Here is a 21,371-nt window from a genome sequence, read left to right as displayed (position 1 = left end):
GCCATGGGACAATATCTGCGCCGGACACTGCGCCATGCCGGCCCCGCGATGGGCTTTACCGGCTGGACCGAAACCCTGCGCGCCACGGCGGGCATGTTTGTCGGCATGGCGGCGCTGATCCTGTTTCTCAGCCCCGACCCGGGCGCCTCGGCCTGGGGGCTCTTCGTCATCGCGCCCTTTGGCGCCAGCGCGGTGCTTTTATTCGCTGTGCCAAACAGCCCGCTGGCGCAGCCCTGGTCGGCTGTGGTGGGCAATGCGGTCTCGGCCCTTGTCGGCGTGGCGCTGGTTCTGACCATCGAGGCACCGGAGCTGCGGATCGTGCTGGCCCCGGCGCTTGCCGTGCTGGCGATGCATCTGAGCCGCGCCCTGCATCCGCCGGGAGGAGCGGTTGCGCTGGCGACGGTGCTTGCCCCGCATGCGGCGGCGGAGCTCGGCTTTCTCTACGTGCTGGTGCCGGTCGCGCTTGGCACGCTGGCGCTGGTGCCGGTGGCCGCACTGGTGGCGGCACTGACCGGGCGGCGCTATCCGTTCCGCCAGCCTGCCACCGCCGCGCCCGGCGAGCCCGATCCGCGCCCGCTTGACCGGCTCGGCGTCTCGCGCGCGGAACTGGCCGGGCTGCTGCAGGAATTTCACCAAAGCGCCAATATCGGCGTCGAAGACCTCGCCCGGCTGATTTCGGCCGCCGAACTCCTGGCCGCGCGGCATCAGACCGAGGGCATTACCTGCGGCGAGATCATGTCGCGCAACCTGGTGACCGTTGGCCCCGAGACGCCCCTGACCGAGGTTGGCGCGATCTTTCGCGACCGGGGCTTTACCTCGCTGCCGGTGGTGGCGGCGGATGGCGGCTATCTGGGCGTGATCTTTCAGATCCATCTGATCCGGCGCGGCGCCGAGGACGCGCGGCTGAGCGGCACCCGTTTCACCGCAAACCTTGCGCGATTGCTGGGCGCCGCGGGCGGGCGTACCGTTCGGGCGCGGGAGGTGATGGACCCCCATGTGCCGACCCGCAGCCCCGGCACGCCGGTCCATGATCTGCTGCCGTTGCTGGCCGAGGGGCCGAATGATGCGGTGCCGGTGCTCGAAGGCACGCGTATCCTGGGCATCGTCACCCGCACCGATCTGATCGCTGCGCTGGCACATCAGCGCAAGGAAGAGGACTGAGATTTGCATTTCGATCTGGAAAGTAGCGCGGCAGCGATCGCCTATAAGCTGCTCGTCGCGACGGTCATGCCGCGCCCCATCGCCTGGGTGGTGACGAAATCCGCCGCCGGCGTGGTGAATACCGCGCCATTCAGCTTTTTCAACGTGATGGGGGATGAGCCGCCCACCGTCGTACTGGGGATCAGCCCCGGCCGCGATGGCGGGCTGAAACATTCCGCACAGAACATCCTCGACAGCGGCGAGTTCGTCGTGAACCTGGTGCCTTTCGCGCTGGCCGGGGCAATGAACCTGACCTCGATCGACGCACCCGAAGGCGTGAGCGAGGCGGAACTGGCCGGGCTCGAGCTGACGCCTTCGGTCAAAATCGCGCCGCCCCGGATAGCCGCGAGCCCCGTGGCCCTGGAATGCCGCCTCCTGCAGCGGGTGGCGACCGGGCCCCGGCAGATGCTGATCGTCGGCGAGGTGCTGTCGATCCATATCGAGGATCGTTTCGTGCTGGATGAGGCGCGCGGCCATGTCGATACGCCCGGGCTTGACCTCGTCGGGCGGTCTTTTGGCGCGGATTATGTGCGCACGCGCGATGTGTTCCGGCTGGAGCGCCCGTTCTGGCAGGACCGCATTGCCAAAGACCCGGGCTGAAGCACGTTTTTCGCTGGCATTTCCTGCCCGCTCAATGCAATAAATTTGTACTAATGTACAGGAGGCCCTTCCATGGACCCGGAACTGCGCAGATGTTTTGTCGAAGGCATGAGCCGGGCTGCGACCTTTGTCGCCGTCGCCACCACGGATGGCGAAGGCGGGCGCTTTGGCGTGACGATTTCCTCGCTGACCTCGGTTTCAGCGGATGGCGACCATCCCTCGCTGCTGGCCTGTATCCATCACCGCAGCTCGACCGCGACGGCGATCCTGAAGAACCGCGCCTTTTGCGCCAATCTGCTGCATGAGGGCCAGCACGGGATCGCCAATATCTTTGCCGGCCGCAGCGGCATGGCCGATCATGACGCGCGCTTTGCCCAGATGCCCTGGCAGCCCGGAAGTCTTGGCCAGCCGAAAATCGCGGGGGCGACGGCGGTGTTTGAATGCCGCCTTGCCACCGCGCTTTACTGGGAAACCCATCATATCTTTGTCGGCCATGTCACCGGTGTGACCCTGTCGGAAGACCCCGCGACCCTGCTTTACGGCCAGCGCGCCTATCGCCGGGCGGTGGATATCAGCTGATCTGCCGGGTCCCCCCGATCAGCATTCCGGATAGCCGAGGCGGATCAGCTCTGCCCCGCTCACCCGGAGAGGGCTGTCGATCGTGTAGCGCGCCGTTTCCAGGAACCAGCTGCGAAGCGGCTCGCGGTAATTCTGCGCCATGATCTGCGACCAGTGGTCAAATTCCGGCTTTGGCAGCGGCTTGCCGTAAAAGCTCGGGCCATGAAAGCCAAAGCTCGCGCGGCGGTGGACGCAGATATTGTCGAGCCCGAGATACATCGTGCAGGCCGAATTGCAGGTGCCGCGCAGCTCGACGCGGTCGCCGCTGACCCGCAGGCGCCGGACCTCGCGTTCCCTGACCGCGAGCAGACCGCCGGGGTCGGCCCGCACCACCTTGATCGTGCCGATATGGGCCGGCCGCATCTGCGCCACGGCCTTTCCCGGACTGAGCGGCGGCATTGCTCCGCTGGCGATTGAAAAGCACAGGACTGCAAAGCCCACCCGCATCCGGGCCGAGACATGTTTCATGACGAACCCCTTTCCACCTTGGCGGCGGGATCATCTGATCGTCCAACCCTCACCCGTCGCGAAGAGGAGCAAAGCAGAGGCGTGCTTAAGACAAGGTTTTCCCAGCGGGGGCCGGGGGCATTCGAAACATTAAAATTAGCTCTTACCTCCCCGGAGGTGCCAGATCCCGCGCGGGAAACGCGCCCGGAACTGCCGCCCGAGCAGCCGCCCGGTCAGCCTCGGATCAGGGCGGCCAGCGCGGCCTCGCCCGGGGCGCAGGCCGCGATAAGACGCGCCCTCTCAGCGGGGGCAAGCCGGTCCGCGCGAGACGGGCGTTGCGCCGGCCGGGCCCCCGCCTCGCGCAGCCAGCCGGCCGGGGCCGACACGCCCAGATACAAGGCCAGCGCCGCCAGTTCGGGCTCTGGCGCCGCGATCAGCGCCTCATAGGAAAGGTGATGCCAGCGCGCCCGTGGCAGGGTCGCAAGCGCGCGCGCGCCCCGGATCATCATGGCCGACCAGAACCGCGCCAGCAGCAGCGGATCGGCGGGCCGATCCAGCATAGGCGCAACCGGCATCGCAATGCTCAGCGCCTGCAGGGCCCGCCAGATCCGCCCGCGCCCGTAATGGCTGTCGGGGTCAAGCAGGTCGATGCCAAAGCCCCGCATCCGCTGCCACATCCGCGCGGCCAGCCTGGTGGCGGGATAGTCGCTCATCGAGAGCACGGTTTCCGGGCCGCTCCGCGTCAGCAGGACAAGGCGCGCCTCGGGAAACAGGCGTGCCAGCGTCCGCGTCGCCACCAGCGAGCCGCCCGAGCGTTCAACCCACAGCCGGCGATTGCGGGCCATGGCCATTGCGCCAAACAGCTGGCGATAGTGATCCGCAACGCCTTGCCGGGGATGAGCCGCAACCTCCGCCGCCAGCCGGTCGAAGAGGTCGTCGGGCGCGTCAGTCAGATGCGGCAGCGCCACCTGGAGGAGCGGCGGGCAGCGAAACGGGTCATGGCGGTTGCCCTCCTGGCGCCCATAGAGAAACTCGCGCGGCGCCCGCAGCGGATTGCCGGCCAGCGACCCGATCCGGGTCGGCTCCGCGAGGCCGCGCCAGAAGTCCCGCGCCGAAAGCTGACCGGGCGGGAAGGCCCGCGCGCCGGCCGTGGAAAACACCTCAGAGAGGCTGAGCAGTTCGGGATGCAGCCGGATCAGATCTGAGACCAGCGTCGATCCGCAGCGCGCCGATCCAAGAATGAACGCCCCCGCCATCTTTCAGCCCTTCGGCTTCAGCCGGCTGAGCATCGCATCCAGCACCGAGGCCGCGATTTCGCCGGCACTTTGTGTGGTCAGGATGTCGAGCCGGCGGTCCACCTCCAGCGCCACCGCGCCATGCACCGCGACATAAAGCTGTTCGGTCAGCCGCATGGCGCGATTGCCATCCAGATCGGGCGCATGTTCACGGAGCAACTCTGTCAGACGCCCCATCAGGCCCCGGACCGCCTCGCCATACCAGGCGGGGAAAGTCTCGCGCTGGCGCATGCCGCCGAAGAGCGCGCTCCACAAAGCCGGGTTGCGGCGCATGAAAGAGATATAGCTCTGGCAGATCAGATGCAGCCGCGCGGCAGGGGTTCCGGCTTCGGGGAGCGAGTCGAACAGCTGTTCGAGCCGGGCGAAGGTCTCGCGGTTCACCTCCATCAGGATATCCGACATCGAGCCGAAGACATTGTAGATCGAGGCCGCGGTATACCCGACCTCACGCGCAATCGCGCGGGCCGAGAGACCCGGGGCACCTTCGCGATCCAGGATTCCGCGCGCAGAATCAAGGATGGCCTGGCGCAGCTCTGCCCGTGGCACACGCTGGGGTCGGCTCATATTCGCCTCCGTAAGGTTTTGCATAATGAACGTCGTTCAAAAAATTCTTGACGCAAAGCCCGGCCCAGGTCAAGGGTTAGTGAACAACGTTCAATAAGGTGCATCATGCAGAGTACATCCCATCGGAACAGCCCGCCTGCGATGCGGATTCTCGGAACGGGTATATATCTGCCGAAACAGCGCCTTGCCTCATCCGGGATAGATCAGCGATTCGGCTGGGCTGCGGGCACCACCGAACACCGCTATGGGCTTGCCGCCCGCCATATTGCCGGGCCAGAGGAAAGCACATCGATGATGGCGACCGAAGCGGCGCGCCAGGCGATTGAAGTGGCCGGGATCCGCGCGGGCGATCTCGATCTGATCCTTGGCGCCTGCGGGGTGATGGAACAGGCGATCCCGTCGACCGCGACGCTGGTGCAGGCCCGGCTGGGGCTGGGGAAATCGGGCATTCCTTCTTATGACGTGAATGCGACCTGTCTGAGTTTTGTCCAGGCGCTGGATCTGGCCGCGATGCAGATTGCCGCCGGGCGCGCGCGCCGGGTGCTGGTGTTTTCCGCCGATATCGCCTCGGTCGGGCTGGACTGGTCCGAACCCGATACGGCGGCGATCTTTGGCGATGGCGCGGCGGCGGTGGTTCTGGGCGCAGATGCGGGCGAGGGCGTGCTGGCAAGCCGGTTTGAAACCTATTCCGAAGGCCAGGCCGCCTGTGTTCTCGAGGGCGGCGGCACCCGTTACGGCGGTGCCCGCGATCCGGAGCTGCTCGACCGCACCAATGTGTTTCATATGGATGGGCAGACCGCCTTCCGCATCTCGGCGCGCTATCTGCCGCGTTTCCTCCGGGCGCTCATGGACGAGGCGGGTGTCAGCTACGACGATCTGGCCTGTATCGTGCCGCATCAGGCCTCTGGCCCGGCGCTGGATCACGGGCTGGCGCGGCTGGGGATACCGCCCGAAAAGGTGGTCCGGACCTTCGGTCAGCTGGGCAATCAGATCGCGGCCTCGATCCCGAATGCCCTGCATCACGCGATCACATCGGGGCGCCTGCAGCGCGGCGGGCTTGCCATGCTGATCGGCACCTCGGCGGGGCTGTCGCTCGGTGGCATGGTGGTGCGCTACTGATGGCGGTTCTGATCACAGGGGCGACCGGGTGCCTTGGCGGCGGTATCGCGCGCCAGTTGCTGGCGGCAGGCACCAGGGTAACCGCGCAGGGCCGCGACCTGAGGGCCGGGGCAGAGCTGGAGCAACTGGGCGCAGAATTTCTGCCGCTTGATCTTTGCGATCCGGCGCCGCTGGCGCCGGTTTTAGCCGGCACAGAGACTGTTTTTCACTGTGCCGCCCTGTCTTCGGCCTGGGGGGGCGCCCGCGATTTCCAGGCGCTGAATGTGGATGCAACCCGCAGATTATTGGACGCGGCGCGCGACAGCGGGGTGAAGCGGTTCATCTTCGCCTCTTCCCCCAGCATCTATGCCAATGGCACCGACCGGCTGGATCTGACCGAGGACGCGCCCCTTCCCGCGCGCTTTGCCACCCATTACGCCCGCACCAAGGCGGAATCCGAGGCATTGGCACTGTCTTATGACCAGCCCGGCGCGATGCGGGTGGTGGCCCTGCGGCCCCGCGCGATCTATGGGCGCGGCGACCGGGCGCTGATGCCGCGTCTCCTGGCGGCGATGCGGCGCGGGACGCTGCCCCTGATCTCGGGCGGTGCAGCGCTGATTGATGTCACCCATGTCTCGGATGCGGCGCGCGCGATGGTTCTGGCCGCAGATCACGCTCACGATGTCGGCGGGCGCGTCTTCAACATCACCTCGGGCGAGAGCTGGCGGTTCGCGCAGCTTGCCGATGCGGCGGCGGCTCTCTTTGGTCTCGCCCCACGCCGCAGGCACCTGCCCTATGGGGTCGCCATGGCGCTCGCAAGCGGGTTCGAGACCCTGCATCACCTGTTTCGCCCCGATGTCGAGCCGGTGCTGACCCGCCAGGCCGTGGTCTCGCTGGGCCGCAGCCTGACGCTCGACATCTCTGCCGCGCGGGCCGATCTGGGATATTGCCCGCAAGTGACCCTTGCCGAAGGGATCCGTGACTATGCTGCCTGAAATCATCCCGTTTCGCGTCGGATATTGCAGCGCGCCCGCACGGCTGTCGCGCCGGGATGCGGGCTGGTGGCCGATCCGCTTTCCTGCCGGCGTCATGCTGATCCGCCATCCCGGCTTCGGCGATATCCTCTTCGATACCGGCTACGGACCTGCCTTTTTCGAGGCAACCCGCCCCTTTCCGGAACGGTTTTACCGCTGGCTCACGCCGGCGCATCTGGATGCAGACCAGCGCCTGCCCGTGCAACTCGACCGCCACGGCGCGCAGATCCGGCAGGTGGTGCTCTCGCATCTCCATGCCGATCATGTCGCGGGGCTGTTCGGGATCAATCCGGTCCCGCCCGTCCTCACCTCGCGCAAAGCCTGGGATCATCTGCACCAGGGCAGCCGCATCGCCACGCTGAAAGCGGGCTGCCCCGAGGGGCTCAGGCGGCGGATTCAGGCTCTGACACCGCAGTTTTTCGAAGATTTCCCACAGGCCGCACCCCCGGATGGCGGCAGCGCCCTGGGTTCGTTTCACGACATTTCCGGCACTGGCAGCCTGCTTGCAGTGGCCCTGCCCGGCCATGGTCATGGCCAGTTCGGCCTTTACCTGCCCCAGACCATCAGCGGACCGGCCTTCCTGATTGCCGATGCGGCCTGGAGCCGCCAGGCGCTGCGCGATGGCTGCCCGCCGCCCGATTACACCCTGCGCCGCCTGGGCGATGCGGCGGCCTATCTCGCCACCTTCTCGGCGCTGGCCGATCTCGCCCGGATCCGGCCCGACATCACCTTCTGGCCGTCCCATTGCCCGGAGGCCTTTGCGTGACCCCCTCGCCCCTCACTGCCTTTCTGGCCGCACGTTATGGCCGCGGCTTTCGCTCGCGCGCCGAAATCATCGCCTGGCAGGCCGCCGGGCTGCGCCGCCTGCGCGAGCAGATCATGCCGCGCTCGCCCTTTCACGCGCCCTATGCTGCAAGGCGCATTGCGGAATGGCCGATGATGAACAAGGCCCGGCTGATGGAGCATTTTACTGGCATCAACACCTGTGGCATTCATCGCGATCAGGCCCTGGATATAGCGCTGAAATCCGAAGAGAGCCGCGATTTTTCCCCAATGATCGGCGAGGTTGCAGTGGGGCTTTCCACCGGCACCTCGGGGCAGCGCGGGCTGTTTCTGAGCGACAGACGCGAGCGCGCGCTCTGGGCTGCGGTGATGTGCGGCCGGTTCTGGCCCGCGCCGCTTTTGTCGCGCCAGCGGATCGCGTTTTTCCTGCGTGCGAATAACGCACTCTATGAAAGCCTCTCGAACCCGCTGATGCAGTTTCGTTTCTACGATCTTCTGTCTGAGTTCGCGGCGCATCTGCCCGTGCTGAACCAGCAGAAGCCGACCGTTCTGATCGCCCCGGCGCAGATCCTCGGCCTGATCGCAAAGGCGCAGGCGATGGGGCAGATCCGCATTCATCCAAAGCGGATCATCTCGGTCGCCGAAGTGCTCTCTCCCGAAGATTGCGCGGTAATAGAGACTGTTTTCGGCCTGCGTCCGGATCAGGCGTACCAATGCACCGAAGGTGTTCTGGGCTATACCTGTCGCCATGGATCGCTGCATCTGAACGAGCGCTATATCCATTTCGACCGCGATGTGATCGACGAAGCGACCGGCGCCTTTTGCCCGGTGATCACCGATTTCACCCGGCAGAGCCTGCCGATCCTGCGCTACCGGCTCGATGATGTGCTGATCCCCGATCCGGAGCCCTGCCCCTGCGGCTGTGCGAGCCAGCGGCTGAACCGGATTGAAGGGCGCGCTGATGATATCCTCTGGTGGGCCGGCGCGGATGGCAGGCCGCGCATGGTGCCCTCGGACGCGATCCGCCAGGCGGTGGCGACCCTGCCGGTGCCGGTGAGGGATTACCGGGTGATTGAAGAGGCGGGGCGGCTGACGGTCTGGCTCGACACGACAGTCGGGGAAATCGCCATCCCGGCGATGGAGCATTCGCTCACCCGCCTGGCCGCTGGCCTTGGCTGCGCCCCGCCGGTGATGGCGTTCCGCACTGGATTGCCCGCCGATCTGGCCGCCGATCCGGGCGCCAAGCGGCGGCGCGTGCTGGTGCGGCGCTGACAGGGGCAGCCTGAATGCGGTCAGTCTGAAAGGGACTTGCCAGCGCGGGGGCGTGGCGGGCAGGCTGGCGTGATGGACAAACTGCAAGATATCCTGAACGAGATCACCGCCACGCTCGCGAGCCGCGAAGAGCGCGGGCATCCCGCCGATTACATCCCGCCGCTGGCCCATGTCAGCCCGAAGCATTTCGGCATCGCGGTCGCGCTGAATGAGGGCGGGCTTTTCACCGCCGGCGAGGCGGATCTGCCTTTCTCCATCCAGTCGATTTCCAAGGTTTTCACCCTGACGCTGGCGCTTGGGATGTATGGCGATGCGCTCTGGCGCCGCGTCGGGCGCGAACCTTCGGGAAGCGCCTTCAACTCCATCGTGCTGCTGGAACAGGAAAAGGGCATCCCGCGCAACCCGTTCATCAATCCGGGCGCGCTGGTGGTGGCGGATGCGCTGCTGGCACATGCCCGGGCGCCGCGCGAAACGATCGGCGAAATCCTGCGGTTTTTGCGCTTCATCTCGGATGATGACACGATCAGCGCCGATCCGGCGGTGGCGCGCGCCGAAAAGGCGACCGGTTTTCGCAATGCGGCGCTCGCGAATTACCTGCATTCCTGGGGCAATCTGACCAACCCGCCCGACCATGTGCTGGGCGTCTATTTCCACCATTGCGCCGTCACCATGAGCTGCGCGCAACTGGCCCGCGCCGGGGGCTATCTGGCCAATGGCGGCAAGAACCCGGTGACCGGGCGCTCGGTCATTTCAGGCGTCAGGGCGCGGCGGATCAATGCGCTGATGCTGACCTGCGGCCATTATGACGGATCGGGCGATTTCGCTTACCGCGTTGGCCTGCCCGGGAAAAGCGGGGTCGGAGGCGGGATCCTCGCGGTGGTGCCAGGGGTGGCCTCGATTGCTGTCTGGTCGCCGGGGCTGAACGCGAATGGCAATTCGCTCCTGGGCGCGGAAGCGCTTGAGATGCTGTCGCAGCGGATGGGCTGGTCCGTGTTCTGAGGCCCCGGCTTCTGTTCAGCGTGTCAGATAATCGCGGATGATATCGACCTCTTCCGCCGCGCCAAAGACCAGCGGAATGTGTTCGTGATGCGCCTCGGGCAGGCGGGTCAGGATCGTGTTGACGCCATCCGTCGCCTTGCCGCCCGCCTGTTCGATCAGGAAGGCAATGGGAAAGGCCTCATAAAGCGTGCGCAAGCGCCCGTTCTCATAACCTTTGCGGCTGTCGGCAGGATACAGAAACGCGCCGCCCTCGATCAGGATGCGGTGGAGTTCCCCCGCCGCCGCCGCGAGCCAGCGCATATTGAAATCGCGCCCGCGCGGGCCGTCGCGGCCAAGTTCCATATCGCAGACCCAGTCCTGCAAACCTTGCGCCCAATGCCGCTGGTTCGAGGCGTTATAGGCAATGGTCGAGGCTTTCGGCTTCAACTGCACATTGGCATGGGTCTGGCGGAAATCGCGTCCCTGGGGGTCGTAGCCAAAGATCTGAACGCCCTCGCCCAGCGTGAAGCCGTAATCCAGCGAATGGCCGATCGACGCATAGCCCGCCGCCACGATCTCGCTGCCCGGGCGCAGGAAATCCGCGCCTTTGGCCGGGAAGACCGCGAAGAACATGCCCAAAGGCGCGCCGATCCCGATGGAGTTCGACCCGTCAATCGGGTCCATCGCCACATCCCAGAGCCCGTCCGGGTTCAGGGTGACGATATCCTCGGCCTCTTCAGACAGCACCAGCCGGACGCCCGCATCGCGCAAGTAAGGCAGCACATAGTGATGCGCCGCGTCATCCATCGCCTTTTGCTTATCGCCGCTTTCATTGATGCCGATCACCGCCGCCGGATCGGAATAAAGCCGCCCCGCCGCCAGCCGCGCCGCAATCCCGGGAAGCGCCTCTGCAAAGGCCCGGATCACGGAAACCGGGCCGGATTTGCCGGTCAGGTGATCTTCAAGACGCATGCCGTCAGGCGCGTGATCAGCGGGCAGGGTCAGCATCAGCAACTCCGCAAATAAGGTGGGGCGCGAGAGGAGGAGGAGGTCGCGCCCCGACAAGCCCCGTCGGGGATAGACCCCGGGGGCTTGTTGTTCAATAGGGATCAGCCGCCCGAAAGCTTCGCGTTATATTTCGCGCCGACCGCATCGATGGCATCGACATTGCTGGCGGATTTGCCGGCGGCGTCGAAGTTTTCGGTTTCCGAGAGCCAGGCATCGGCAATGGCTTTCGCCAGTTCCGGCCCGATGACGCGGGCGCCCATGGTGATGATCTGGGCATTGTTCGACAGGGCCGCACGGGTCGCGGAATAGGTGTCATGGGTCAGCGCCGCGCGGATCCCCGGCACTTTATTCGCCGCGATGCAGACGCCGATGCCGGTGCCGCAAACGAGGATCGCGCGGTCATATTTGCCCGCCATGACCTCGGAGCCGACGCGGTCCGAGAGGTTGGCGTAAAACGCATCCGGGCCGGCATCGGTGCGCGAGATTTCCGAGACCTCGAATTTGCCTTTCAGGTGGTCGGCCAGGATTTTGGCGAGACCTTCACCGGCGCTGTCGCCTGCGATTGCAAGTTTCATCTGTCTTCCCTCACAGTTTGGCGCTGACTTGCGCCATGATACCCAGATAGCCCTCGACCTCCCAGGCCGAGCGACCGACGAAAAGACCGTCAATATGCGGGCACTGGATCAGTTCCTCGCAATTGCCGGGATTGACCGAGCCGCCATAAAGACAGGCCACGCGGCGGCCCAGAACCTCGGTGGCGACGGCGATGATTTCAGCCTGACGCGCATCGGCGTAATCGGCTTTCGCCGGGATGCCATTGACGCCGATCGCCCAGACCGGCTCATAGGCCAACAGGATTTCGGCCTGTTTCTGTTCAGGGGAAAGGCGCTCCAGCGCAGAACGGGTCTGTTTCGCCAGCACCTCGGACGCGCGGCCCGAATTGCGGTCCTCCAGTGTCTCGCCGATGCAAATGAGCGGCAAAAGGCCATGGCGGATCGCGGATTCGGTCTTCAGCCCGACGCCTTCATCGGTTTCACCAAACATCTCGCGGCGTTCGGAATGGCCGAGTTCGACCATATCGAGACCCGCATCTTTCAGCATCATCGGGGAAATCTCGCCGGTGAAGGCGCCCTCGCTTTCCCAATGCATATTCTGCGCGCCGACCCTGACCGACGTGTCCTTCAGCATCGCTTTGATTTCACGCACATAAAGATAAGGCGGGATGATGAAACGCTGGATGCGCGGGTCGCGATCTTTGTCTGATGCGATCAGGCCCTCGGCAAAGCGCTTTGCGGCGGCCCAGTCCTTATGCATCTTCCAGTTGGTGCCGATCCAGGTTTTCCCGGTCCAGGTCTCTTGTGCCATTCTCTTTCCTCTTCAGTCCAGCAGCGCGCGCGCTGTCGGCTCATCTGTGATCAGCCCGCTCAGCCGGCCGCTGGCCAGCACGGCCCGGATGGCGTGGTGTTTGTCGGCACCGCCAGCGATGGCGACGATGCGGTCCCCCCCGGGCCGGAACCCGACCGAAAGCGTGCGGGCGGTCAGGCCGGTTTCCACCTCGCGCCCGAGCGCGTCAAAGAAATGGCCAAGCATCTCGCCCGCGCCGCCGGTGGCGGTGATCTCTTCAATCTCGCGCGGCTCGATCATGCCCGAGGCCACCAGCCCCGCCCCGGCATCCGCCGTGCCGATCCCCACCAGTTTCAGCCCGGCCCCGGCGGAAAGATCAAAGATCTCGCGCACGCCGGGCTGCGACAGCAGAACCTCACGATCCGTGACCGAGCGGGCAAAGAACGGCACCGGCAGCACAAAGGCCATTGCGCCGGTTTTTTCCGCAAGGCTGTGCATCACGTCATGCGGATTGGCCGCGTAATTGCGCGTAAGCCCACCCAAAAGCGAGACAAAGCTGACGCCGGACGCATTGATCCTGGGCAATTGTCGCACGGTCGCCTGCATGGTCCGACCATGGCCCAGACCGATCACCGGCGTCTCGCCCCGTTCGATCTCGCGCCGCAGAAACCCGGCGCCCGCCATGCCGAGCGCGCGCAGAGGCATCCCCTCTTCGCCCAGATCCGGCGCCACTTCGCAATAATCCAGCCCGTAGCGGCGCGACAGCTGGTCTTCGAATTCCACACATTCGACGATGTCGCCGTCAATCGTGACCTTGACCGCGCCCTCAAGCACCGCCCTTGCAATCAGCCGATGGGTCTTGACGGATGCGAGCCCCAGCCGTTTCGCCACCGCGGCCTGGGTCAGCCCGCCTGCGTAATGCAGCCAGGCCGCGCGGATCGCGAGGCTGTCTTCTGGATCAATGTCGCGGCGCGGTGCCATTGTCGTCCTGGGGTTAAGGCTGTTGCCCTGGGGTTAAGGCGGCGTCAGATATGCAAGTCCTGCACACCGGTGTCGATATGCGGCGCCCAGAAGGCAACGCTTTCCGCGATCTGCGCAATCACCTGGCGGTCATTCGGCTCCCGCTCCTTGAAGCTCAGTTCAAGGCAGATCTCGTTATCCACCGCACCGCCTTCGCGGAAGGCGGCGAGCAGCGGCTCGGGCTGGATGCGGCCTTTGGCGTTGAAATCGGCGGTGAAAGGCTTGTGGCCGGATTTGTCCATCATCGACTGTTTGATATGGATGATCGGCGAAAGCTTCGGCACCGCCCGCGCCCAGGCATAGGGGTCGGTGTCATCGGGGTTCGGGCTGGTGACATCGCCATGGTCGATATCGGCCATCATCCACATCGGCACTGCCATATTCGCCGCCGTCAGCCGGTCTTGCAGCGCGATGGCCTCGCGGATCGTCTCGCCGAATTCGCGGCCCACCGACATCGGCTCCCAATAGACATATTTCAGGCCCGCGCCTTTGGCATGTTCCGCGACCTCGGCCCAATGGTCGATGGCGATCTGCGTCAGCTCTTCGCGCCGCGCCTGATCGTCGAAATCCTTATAGGTGAAGATCGCGAACTGGGTGCCGACCGAGACCCCGCCCAGATCGGCGGTGATATCGGCAAAGGTCTTGAACCAGTCGGTATAATAGCGGCGCACGTCCGGGTCCGGGTGGCCAAAATGGTTCAGCCGCCCGTAGGGCCCGGTCATGCCGGAGGTCACCCGCACCCCGGTGCGGGCCTGAGCCGCCTGCATTTCGCGCGTCAGACGGCGGATCACCGGGGCGGGCCAGGACGGGTTGATGAATTCATGCGTCAGCTGCAGGTCGCGGATCTTCAGATCGCGCGCCACGGTCTCGATCAGGTCCGAGGGTTCCGCGAAACGGTTCACCAGCGGGTTGGTGTTCAGGGAAAGCGTCAGTTTCATGCGCGCGCCCCCGCTTTCCAGCCGTCAAACCAGGTGGTGAAGCCTTCGATCTGTTCCGCCGTCAGGTGCAGCTTGTGCTTGGTGCGGCGCCAGAGGATGTCTTCCGCCTCCATCGCCCATTCTTTCGCCACCAGGTATTTCACTTCGGCCTCATAAAGATCGCCGCCGAAATGCCGGCCAAGACCCTCGACCGAGGTTGCCCCCCCGATGAGATCCTTCATCCGGCTGCCATAGCGGCGGGCATAGTAAAGGATGAGCGCGCGCGGCATCCAGGGGAAGGCCTCCCGCTGGGTCTCAATAAAGCTCTCGTAATCCGCGTTCGGCATCTCGCCACCGGGGAGTTTCGCTGTCGCGGTCCAGTCCGGCCCCATCTGCGGGAAGACATGTTTCAGCTTATGCATCCCGCGCTCGGCCAGCTCGCGGAAGGTGGTGATCTTGCCGCCAAACACGTTCAGCATCGGCGCGCCGCCGGTCTCATCCAGGTCAAACACATAGTCACGGGTGACAGCCGAAGGGTTGCCCTTGCCATCGTCAAACAATGGCCGCACGCCGGAATAGGCATGGACCACATCCTCACGCCGCAGCTTTTCCTTGAAATAGCGGTTCACGCATTTCAGGAGATAGTCGATCTCGGTCTCATTGATCTCGACATCTTCGGCGCGGCCCTCCCAGGGAATATCGGTGGTGCCGATCAGCGCCATATTGCCCTCATAGGGGTTGATGAAGATCACGCGCTTGTCGTGGTTCTGCACCAGGTAAGCATTCTGCCCCGCCCACCATTTCGGCACGATGATATGGCTGCCCTTGACCAGCCGCACGCCGCGCGTCGATTTGGTATGGGCGACATTCTGGATCACGTCCGAGACCCAGGGACCGGCGCAATTCACGATACATTTGGCGCGGAAGACCTGGTCTTCGCCCTTGTGATTGCGGACGGTCACGGTCCAGCCACCATTCTCACGCACGGCTGAGGTCACCGGCGAGCGGGTCAGGATCGTCGCACCCTTTTCCGCGGCGCCAAGCGCGTTCAGCGCCACCAGCCGCGCGTCATCGACCCAGCAATCCGAATATTCAAAGCCCTTCTTATACTGATCCAGGATCGCCGCCCCTTCCGGGTCGCGATGCAGGTTCAGCGTCCGGGTGCCGGGAAGCTTTTTGCGGCCCCCCAGATGATCGTAAAGGAAGAGGCCAAGCCGGACGAGCCAGGCCGGGCGGTCGGTCGGCGAATGCGGCAGCACGAAACGCATCGGCCAGATGATATGCGGCGCGGCGTTCAGCAGCACCTCCCGCTCGATCAGCGCCTCGCGCACCAGGCGGAATTCATAATATTCCAGATAGCGCAGCCCGCCATGCACCAGCTTGCCCGAGCGCGAGGATGTCCCCTGCGCGAGGTCGTCTTTTTCCGCCATCACCACCGAGAGCCCGCGCCCGGCTGCATCGCGCGCCATACCGGCACCGTTGATGCCGCCTCCGATCACAAAGAGGTCGATCATATCGGTCATGTCATTCTCCTGACGGGCGGCGGGCGCGGGACAGCTGATCCCAGACCGGGACCAGAACCTGCCGCGCCGATTGATAGGCGGGAAAGATGCGGTGATAGGCGTCAACAAGGCCCGCATCGGGGGCTTCGGGCGCGCCCAAAAGCGGGATCACCCATTCACTGACGCAATCATCCATGGATTTATAAGCACCGATGGCAACGGCGGCCATCATCGCAGCCCCGGCGGCCCCGGCCTCATCGCGGGCTGATACCCGGACAGGCGCATCAACCGAAGCCGAAAAGATCTTACGCAAAGCGCCCGACCGCGCCGCGCCCCCGGTCAGCCGCAACTCTCCGGGCAGTTTGCCCATCGCCGCGTAGCAATCGCGCATGGCGTGTCCGAGGCCCTCGGTCACCGCGCGCAAGAGATCGGGGAAGCCGTGATATTGCGAAAACCCGGTGAACCCCGCACGGGCCTGGGCATTGACGAAAGGCCCGCGCTCGCCGGCCTCGGAAATATAGGGGTGGTAGACGATCTGGCCGGGCTGGCTTTCGGAAAGCCAGGCGTCGATGCGCGAGACCAGCTCTTTATGGCTGACCTCATGGCCAAAGGCTTTCAGCGCGTCTCCGGCCAGGCCAAGCGCCCAGTCGACATTCAGCGTCGCCGCCATATTGGTCTGCACCTGGGTCACCACACCGGGGACCGGCAGGCAGATCACATAGCCGGTGCCTTCCTCGTTCAGATGCACATCCTGCCATCTGACTGCGCGCATATGCACCCCGGTCGAGCCCACGGTCGAACAGGCGACATCCTGACCGCCGCCGCCATAGACCCCGGCGCCAAGCGCGGTCATCACCATATCGACATAGCCGAGGCTGACCGGCGTTCCGGCCAGCAGGCCAGTCGCCGCCGCCGCCTCGGGCGAAAGCGGATGCGTGACCTCGGTGCCCTCGACGATCGGCGGCAGCAGGTGGCGCTGCGCCTCAAGCCCCAAAGCTGCGATCACCGTGTCATCATATTGACGGTTGCGGTAATTGCCGAAGGTGAAACTCGCCTCTGACGGGTCGGTTGCCCGAACGCCGGTGAGGTTGAGGTAAAGCCAGTCCTTGCAATGCAGCGCGACCTCGGCTGCCGCCAGCAATTCGGGCCGGAAGCTTTGCATATGGGCGATCTGGCTGCCCATCTGGCAGGTGTTGAGCCCGGTGCCGGTGGCCTCGAACCGCGCGCGGTTTTCAGCACAATGGGCGAGCCGCTCGACCGTCGGCGCCGCGCGGGCATCCAGCCAGAGCCAGGCATCGCCGACCGGGCGGTTCCCCGCCCCGGCAAGCCAGGTGCCGTCGCCCTGCCCCGTCACCGCCAGCGCTGCGGTGCGCCCCGCCAGCCCTTCGACCAGCTCGCCCAACTCGCGCAAGGCGCGGGCGCAATCATCCCAGGTCTGACCCAGGGGCTGCGTCGCCGATCCGTCAGCGGCAGTCGCGTAGCGATTCGGCACCGCAGCCGAGGCCAGTTGCCGCCCCGCGAGATCAAAGGCCACCGCCTTGATCACCGAAGTGCCCGCGTCAATTCCGATCAGAATCTCAGTGCCGGCCATGTCCGGACCCTCCCCCAGCCGCCATGACAGCCCTTGCGGCGGTCACGCCAGTGCGGACCCGCAGGGATGCCGGAGCAAGATCTCTCTGCCGCCCGATATGAAAGCCGATATGCAATCCATCCCTCCCGCCGATCCGGTCGCATCCGCGACCTCCCCCGTTTCGGCTGAATAATCCAGGCCCGCATTTCGCCATGCAGCCCTGCGCGAGATATATCCCACAATCATACCATAGTGAATGAATTTTTTTACGGACAAAGTAATTTATTTCATATAGTCTTCCGGACAGGCTCCCGCCTCCGGACAGTCCTTTTCCCAGCGGACCACATGGAGAAGGCTGGCCATTACCGTCAGACCGCCACAGCGCAACCAGAGGTGGATCCGCGGCAATATCCGCTCACAAGTCACATTAAATCAATATATTGAGATGTCATTTCGCTGTATTGCAGCGCGAATCGGCTGCTATAGCAGCATGTCGGCCGTGCGGATTGCCATCCAGGTCTCAACCGAAGGAATCGGCCGGATCAGCCCGCCCTTCCCGGAAATTTCAAAGCCTGCAGCCGCCTCATTTCATATCTTACTTGACGGATTAAATATCACTATAATATCACAAAGGCCGCAAACGAAGGCGAAAGTCCCCTGGTCCAAAGCCAGCGCGTTGAGGAGCGTGACACCCGGGACCGTCGCAAGGTGAGGAGTTAAAGGCATGCAAACGGACGTTCTGGCCTTCGCCGCCGGCGGCCATGCCCGCTTTGGCACTGGCCCCCTGATGCCCCGCCTGCCGCTTCTCTCAGACATCACTCTCCCGGGAACCAAATCATGAGCCAAAGCCTGGAAACCGCAGCCGCGCCGCGCAGCGAAAGCCGTCGCAGGATCTGGATCGCCGGCGCGATTGTTCTGGCCGTGATCGCGGCAATCGCGCTCGACACCACCGTGGTACGGGTCGGTTCTGACTCGGATACCCGCCAGCAGGCCTTCTCGCCCGACACTTATGGCCAGGCCGAGTTTCCCCGCATCAAAGACGCCGTGATCGCGAAAGCGGTGGATGTGGTGACGCTCGCCCAGGCCGTCCAGGCCGATAAGGCGGCGGCAGCGAAGGAATATGGCACCCCGGCGACCACCGGCACCGTGATGATGGTGAAATTCACCGGCGTCGCGGGCGAGGCGAAATCGGGCGTCTATGAAATGGCGATTGACGGGATGCCGGAAGGGATCAGCGTCCGGCTTCAGACCGGGCCGGCGATCAATGGCACCGACCTGCGTGACGCGCCCGGCGATATCGAATTCGGCGCCTTCAAGAACCAGATCGAGTATCAGGATGCCGGTTCGGCGATCAACCGCGCGATGAAGACCGCCGTTCTGGACGGGATCGACACAGCGAACCTGACCGGCAAGACGCTGGAGGTGACCGGTGCCTTCACCCTGATCAATGCCAAAATGTGGCGCATCACCCCCGTCAGCGTGACGGTGCAGTGATGAGCACTGAGACAGCCAAATTCGACACCGCCGAAGTGGTGCTTGCCGCGCGCAATGTGGCGAAATCCTACGGCGCAGTTCATGCCCTGAAGGGCGTGAATTTCGACATTCATCGCGGCCAGGTCACCACGCTGTTCGGCGAAAACGGCGCCGGCAAATCAACGCTGATGAAGATCCTTTCCGGGGTCATCCAGCCGAGCTCGGGCGAGATCATCCTGGATGGGCAGCCGGTCCATTTCCAGAATTCAACCCATGCCCGCGATCTGGGCATCTCGATCATCCACCAGGAGCTGAGCCTCGCCCCCAATCTTTCCGTGCGCGATAACATCTTCATGGGCCGCGAGATCAAAGGCCCGTTGGGCGTCGATTTCGCCGAGGAAGAGCGCCAGGCCCGCAAGCTGATGCAGGATCTGGAGCAGGATATCGACCCGCTCACCCCGGTCGAGGATCTGCGCCTTGGTCAGCAACAGATTGTGGAAATCGCCCGCGCGCTTTCCGTCGACAGTCGCATCCTGATCATGGACGAGCCGACTTCGGCGCTTTCCGCGACCGAGGTCGAGGTTTTGTTCAAGGTCATCAATGACCTGACCACTAAGGGCGTGTCGATCGTCTATATCTCGCACCACCTGGAAGAGGCCCTGCTGATCACCGATCACGCTGTGGTTTTGCGCGATGGCGCGATGACCGCCTGGGCGCCGCGCGCTGACATCGATCTGAACTGGATCGTGCGCAATATGGTGGGCGAGAATTACAATCTCGGCGCGCCGCCGGACGGGTATGAGTTCGGCCAGACCGCGCTTGCCGTTAAAAACATGGTTGTGCCCGATCCGGGCGGCAATGCCTATAACGTGGTCGACAACCTCTCGCTTGAGGTGAAGGCCGGCGAAGTCGTCTGTATCTACGGGCTGATGGGCGCCGGGCGGTCAGAGCTGATGGAGACGCTGGCCGGGCGGCTGCATGCGGCCTCGGGCCGGATCGAGCTGAAAGGCGAAGAGATCTCGCATCTTTCCATCGCGCAGCGGATCGCGCGCGGGCTTGCGCTGGTGCCGGAAGACCGGCAGCGCGACGGGCTGGTGCAGACGATGTCGGTGGGGCAGAACCTGTCGCTCGCCTCGATCACCGCCTTTACCCGCGGGCTTTTCACCTCGCGCAGGGCGGAAAAGGCACTGATCGCCGATTCGATCAAACGCGTGACCGTCAAGACCTCTGGCCCGGATGCGGCGATTGGCTCGCTTTCCGGCGGCAACCAGCAAAAGGTGGTCATCGGCAAGATGATGGCGACCAATCCGCAGGTGATCCTGCTGGACGAGCCCTCGCGCGGGATCGATATCGGCGCCAAGGCCGAGGTGTTCCGCCTGCTGGCAGAAGGCGCGAAACGCGGCCTCGCCGTGGTTTACACCACATCGGAAGTCAGCGAATGCCTGTCGATCGCGCATCGCATCATCGTCATGCACAAGGGCCGTATCACGGCTGAATTCGGCGCAGACGCCACCAAAGAAATGATCATGGCCGCCTCTGGCGAACAGCACGCGGCTTAAGAGCGAAGTTCGGGGAAAACAGAACAATGTCCGACACCACCAAACCCGCCCCCGCCACCAGGAGCGAAGGTTTCAGCCTGCTGAAGCTTCTGCTTGAAGGCCGGGCTTTCTTCGCTCTGATCGTGATTGTCGCGGTCTTTTCATATCTGTCGCCGAATTATTTCACGACCTCGAATTTCCTGATCATGGCAAGCCAGGTCGCGATTTTCGGCCTGCTGGCCATCGGCATGTTGCTGGTGATCCTGAATGGCGGCATCGACCTGTCGGTCGGCTCGATCCTTGCGCTGAGCGGCGTGATCGGTGGCGCGCTGATGCAGGGCGTCGAGATCGACGCGCTCGGCGTGATCCTTTATCCGCCGGTCTGGGCCGTGGTGGTGATCACCCTGGTCGTGGGCGCGCTGGTCGGCGCGGTCAATGGCGTGCTGGTCGCATACCTGAAAGTTCCCGCCTTTGTCGCCACGCTTGGCGTGATGTATGTGGCACGCGGCGTCGCCCTTCTGATGACCAATGGCCTGACTTATAACCGGCTCGCAGGCTCGCCTGATCTGGGCAATACCGGCTTCAAATGGCTGGGATCCGAGCGGATTGCCGGCGTGCCGATCTCGGTTCTGGTGCTGGCCTTCTGCGCGATCGTCGCCTGGCTGGTCCTCAGCCGCACCGCCTTTGGCCGCTGGCTCTATGCTTCGGGCGGCAATGAGCGCGCGGCAGAGCTGTCGGGCGTGCCGGTGAAATTCGTCAAGGTCACCGTCTATACGCTGTCGGGGATGCTTTCGGCGGTGGCGGGTCTGGTCCTGTCGTCGCAGCTGACCTCGGCTGGCCCGACCGCAGGCACGACTTACGAGCTGACCGCAATTGCCGCCGTGGTGATCGGGGGCGCCGCCCTCACCGGCGGGCGCGGCACGGTGCTTGGCACCATGCTCGGCGCTTTCGTGATCGGCTTCCTGTCGGCGGGCCTCGTGATCACCGGCGTCTCGTCTTACTGGCAGACCGTTTTCACCGGCGGCGTGATTGTGCTCGCCGTGCTGATGAACTCGATCCAGACCGGCAAAGGCGGCAGGAAAGCCTGAGCCACCCCCCTTCGCCGGGGCG

21 protein-coding genes are annotated in these 21,371 nt (G+C 64.5%); 11 read left to right on the top strand and 10 right to left on the bottom strand.

Annotation, left to right across the window (positions count from 1 at the left end):
* Positions 1–3: 3 nt before the first annotated feature.
* From JC607_RS02580 to JC607_RS02570, 3 genes are all read left to right on the top strand, one after another.
* Entirely contained in the window at positions 4–1,161 is a 1,158-nt protein-coding gene (locus tag JC607_RS02580; RefSeq protein ID WP_233092566.1) for an HPP family protein, read from the top strand.
* Between the two features lie 3 nt (positions 1,162–1,164).
* The gene (locus JC607_RS02575; RefSeq protein ID WP_198835378.1) at positions 1,165–1,800 is read left to right on the top strand and encodes a flavin reductase family protein; all 636 of its coding nucleotides are present in this window, start codon (positions 1,165–1,167) and stop codon (positions 1,798–1,800) included.
* A gap of 72 nt (positions 1,801–1,872) precedes the next feature.
* Positions 1,873–2,379 carry a flavin reductase family protein gene (locus JC607_RS02570; RefSeq protein ID WP_198835377.1) on the top strand — a complete coding sequence of 169 codons (507 nt, stop codon included), beginning with the start codon at positions 1,873–1,875 and terminating at the stop codon, positions 2,377–2,379.
* 18 nt (positions 2,380–2,397) lie between these two features.
* Here JC607_RS02570 and JC607_RS02565 read toward each other — a convergent pair whose 3' ends face one another.
* From JC607_RS02565 to JC607_RS02555, 3 genes are all read right to left on the bottom strand, one after another.
* Positions 2,398–2,886, bottom strand: coding sequence for a hypothetical protein (locus JC607_RS02565; protein WP_198835376.1), 489 nt, complete (start codon positions 2,884–2,886; stop codon positions 2,398–2,400).
* 212 nt (positions 2,887–3,098) lie between these two features.
* Entirely contained in the window at positions 3,099–4,121 is a 1,023-nt protein-coding gene (locus tag JC607_RS02560) for a sulfotransferase (RefSeq protein ID WP_198835375.1), read from the bottom strand.
* 3 nt (positions 4,122–4,124) lie between these two features.
* Entirely contained in the window at positions 4,125–4,724 is a 600-nt protein-coding gene (locus tag JC607_RS02555) for a TetR/AcrR family transcriptional regulator (RefSeq protein WP_198835374.1), read from the bottom strand.
* A 105-nt stretch (positions 4,725–4,829) separates the two neighbouring features.
* Here JC607_RS02555 and JC607_RS02550 point away from each other — a divergent pair, with 105 nt between their 5' ends.
* The 5 genes from JC607_RS02550 (at position 4,830) to JC607_RS02530 (ending at position 9,910) form a co-directional block, all read left to right on the top strand.
* Positions 4,830–5,843, top strand: a complete 1,014-nt coding sequence (locus JC607_RS02550; RefSeq protein ID WP_198835373.1) for a 3-oxoacyl-[acyl-carrier-protein] synthase III C-terminal domain-containing protein — start codon at positions 4,830–4,832, stop codon at positions 5,841–5,843.
* Positions 5,843–6,817 carry an NAD(P)-dependent oxidoreductase gene (locus JC607_RS02545; RefSeq protein WP_198835372.1) on the top strand — a complete coding sequence of 325 codons (975 nt, stop codon included), beginning with the start codon at positions 5,843–5,845 and terminating at the stop codon, positions 6,815–6,817. The genes JC607_RS02550 and JC607_RS02545 overlap by 1 nt, the downstream gene beginning before the upstream one ends.
* Positions 6,807–7,622, top strand: a complete 816-nt coding sequence (locus JC607_RS02540; protein ID WP_198835412.1) for an MBL fold metallo-hydrolase — start codon at positions 6,807–6,809, stop codon at positions 7,620–7,622. Before JC607_RS02545 ends, JC607_RS02540 begins: the two co-directional genes overlap by 11 nt.
* A complete protein-coding gene (locus JC607_RS02535) occupies positions 7,619–8,911 on the top strand; it encodes a F390 synthetase-related protein (protein ID WP_198835371.1) in 1,293 nt (430 codons plus the stop codon). Before JC607_RS02540 ends, JC607_RS02535 begins: the two co-directional genes overlap by 4 nt.
* Before the next feature lie 72 nt (positions 8,912–8,983).
* Positions 8,984–9,910 carry a glutaminase gene (locus JC607_RS02530; RefSeq protein WP_198835370.1) on the top strand — a complete coding sequence of 309 codons (927 nt, stop codon included), beginning with the start codon at positions 8,984–8,986 and terminating at the stop codon, positions 9,908–9,910.
* A gap of 15 nt (positions 9,911–9,925) precedes the next feature.
* Here the strand turns inward: JC607_RS02530 and JC607_RS02525 are convergent, their stop codons facing one another.
* The 7 genes from JC607_RS02525 to JC607_RS02495 form a co-directional block, all read right to left on the bottom strand.
* The gene (locus JC607_RS02525) at positions 9,926–10,897 is read right to left on the bottom strand and encodes a class 1 fructose-1,6-bisphosphatase (RefSeq protein ID WP_198835369.1); all 972 of its coding nucleotides are present in this window, start codon (positions 10,895–10,897) and stop codon (positions 9,926–9,928) included.
* Positions 10,898–10,998: 101 nt separating this feature from the next.
* The gene (locus tag JC607_RS02520) at positions 10,999–11,472 is read right to left on the bottom strand and encodes an RpiB/LacA/LacB family sugar-phosphate isomerase (RefSeq protein WP_198835368.1); all 474 of its coding nucleotides are present in this window, start codon (positions 11,470–11,472) and stop codon (positions 10,999–11,001) included.
* A gap of 10 nt (positions 11,473–11,482) precedes the next feature.
* Complete coding sequence (locus JC607_RS02515; protein ID WP_198835367.1) at positions 11,483–12,262, bottom strand: triose-phosphate isomerase; 780 nt, start codon at positions 12,260–12,262, stop codon at positions 11,483–11,485.
* Between the two features lie 12 nt (positions 12,263–12,274).
* Complete coding sequence (locus tag JC607_RS02510; RefSeq protein WP_198835366.1) at positions 12,275–13,222, bottom strand: sugar-binding transcriptional regulator; 948 nt, start codon at positions 13,220–13,222, stop codon at positions 12,275–12,277.
* Positions 13,223–13,266: 44 nt separating this feature from the next.
* A complete protein-coding gene (locus tag JC607_RS02505; RefSeq protein WP_198835365.1) occupies positions 13,267–14,199 on the bottom strand; it encodes a sugar phosphate isomerase/epimerase in 933 nt (310 codons plus the stop codon).
* Positions 14,196–15,701: a glycerol-3-phosphate dehydrogenase gene (locus tag JC607_RS02500; protein WP_198835364.1), complete on the bottom strand. Its 1,506-nt coding sequence runs from the start codon at positions 15,699–15,701 to the stop codon at positions 14,196–14,198. Before JC607_RS02500 ends, JC607_RS02505 begins: the two co-directional genes overlap by 4 nt.
* A 1-nt stretch (position 15,702) precedes the next feature.
* Positions 15,703–17,271: an FGGY-family carbohydrate kinase gene (locus tag JC607_RS02495; protein ID WP_198835363.1), complete on the bottom strand. Its 1,569-nt coding sequence runs from the start codon at positions 17,269–17,271 to the stop codon at positions 15,703–15,705.
* Between the two features lie 816 nt (positions 17,272–18,087).
* Between JC607_RS02495 and JC607_RS02490 the strand changes: the two genes are divergently transcribed.
* Genes JC607_RS02490 through JC607_RS02480 form a run of 3 tightly spaced genes read left to right on the top strand, consistent with a single transcriptional unit; the run spans position 18,088 to position 21,349 of the window.
* Positions 18,088–18,744, top strand: a complete 657-nt coding sequence (locus JC607_RS02490) for a DUF2291 family protein (protein ID WP_198835362.1) — start codon at positions 18,088–18,090, stop codon at positions 18,742–18,744.
* Positions 18,744–20,282 (top strand): sugar ABC transporter ATP-binding protein, encoded by a 1,539-nt coding sequence (locus JC607_RS02485; protein WP_198835361.1) that lies wholly within the window; start codon positions 18,744–18,746, stop codon positions 20,280–20,282. Before JC607_RS02490 ends, JC607_RS02485 begins: the two co-directional genes overlap by 1 nt.
* 26 nt (positions 20,283–20,308) lie before the next feature.
* On the top strand, positions 20,309–21,349 hold the full coding sequence (locus JC607_RS02480) for an ABC transporter permease (protein WP_198835360.1): 1,041 nt from the start codon (positions 20,309–20,311) through the stop codon (positions 21,347–21,349).
* Positions 21,350–21,371 lie beyond the last annotated feature (22 nt).

Origin of the sequence: Paracoccus sp. IB05 (genome assembly GCF_016405985.1) — a bacterium.
In the GTDB taxonomy this organism is placed as follows: domain Bacteria; phylum Pseudomonadota; class Alphaproteobacteria; order Rhodobacterales; family Rhodobacteraceae; genus Pseudogemmobacter.
This window is presented reverse-complemented; position numbering and strand designations above follow the sequence as displayed.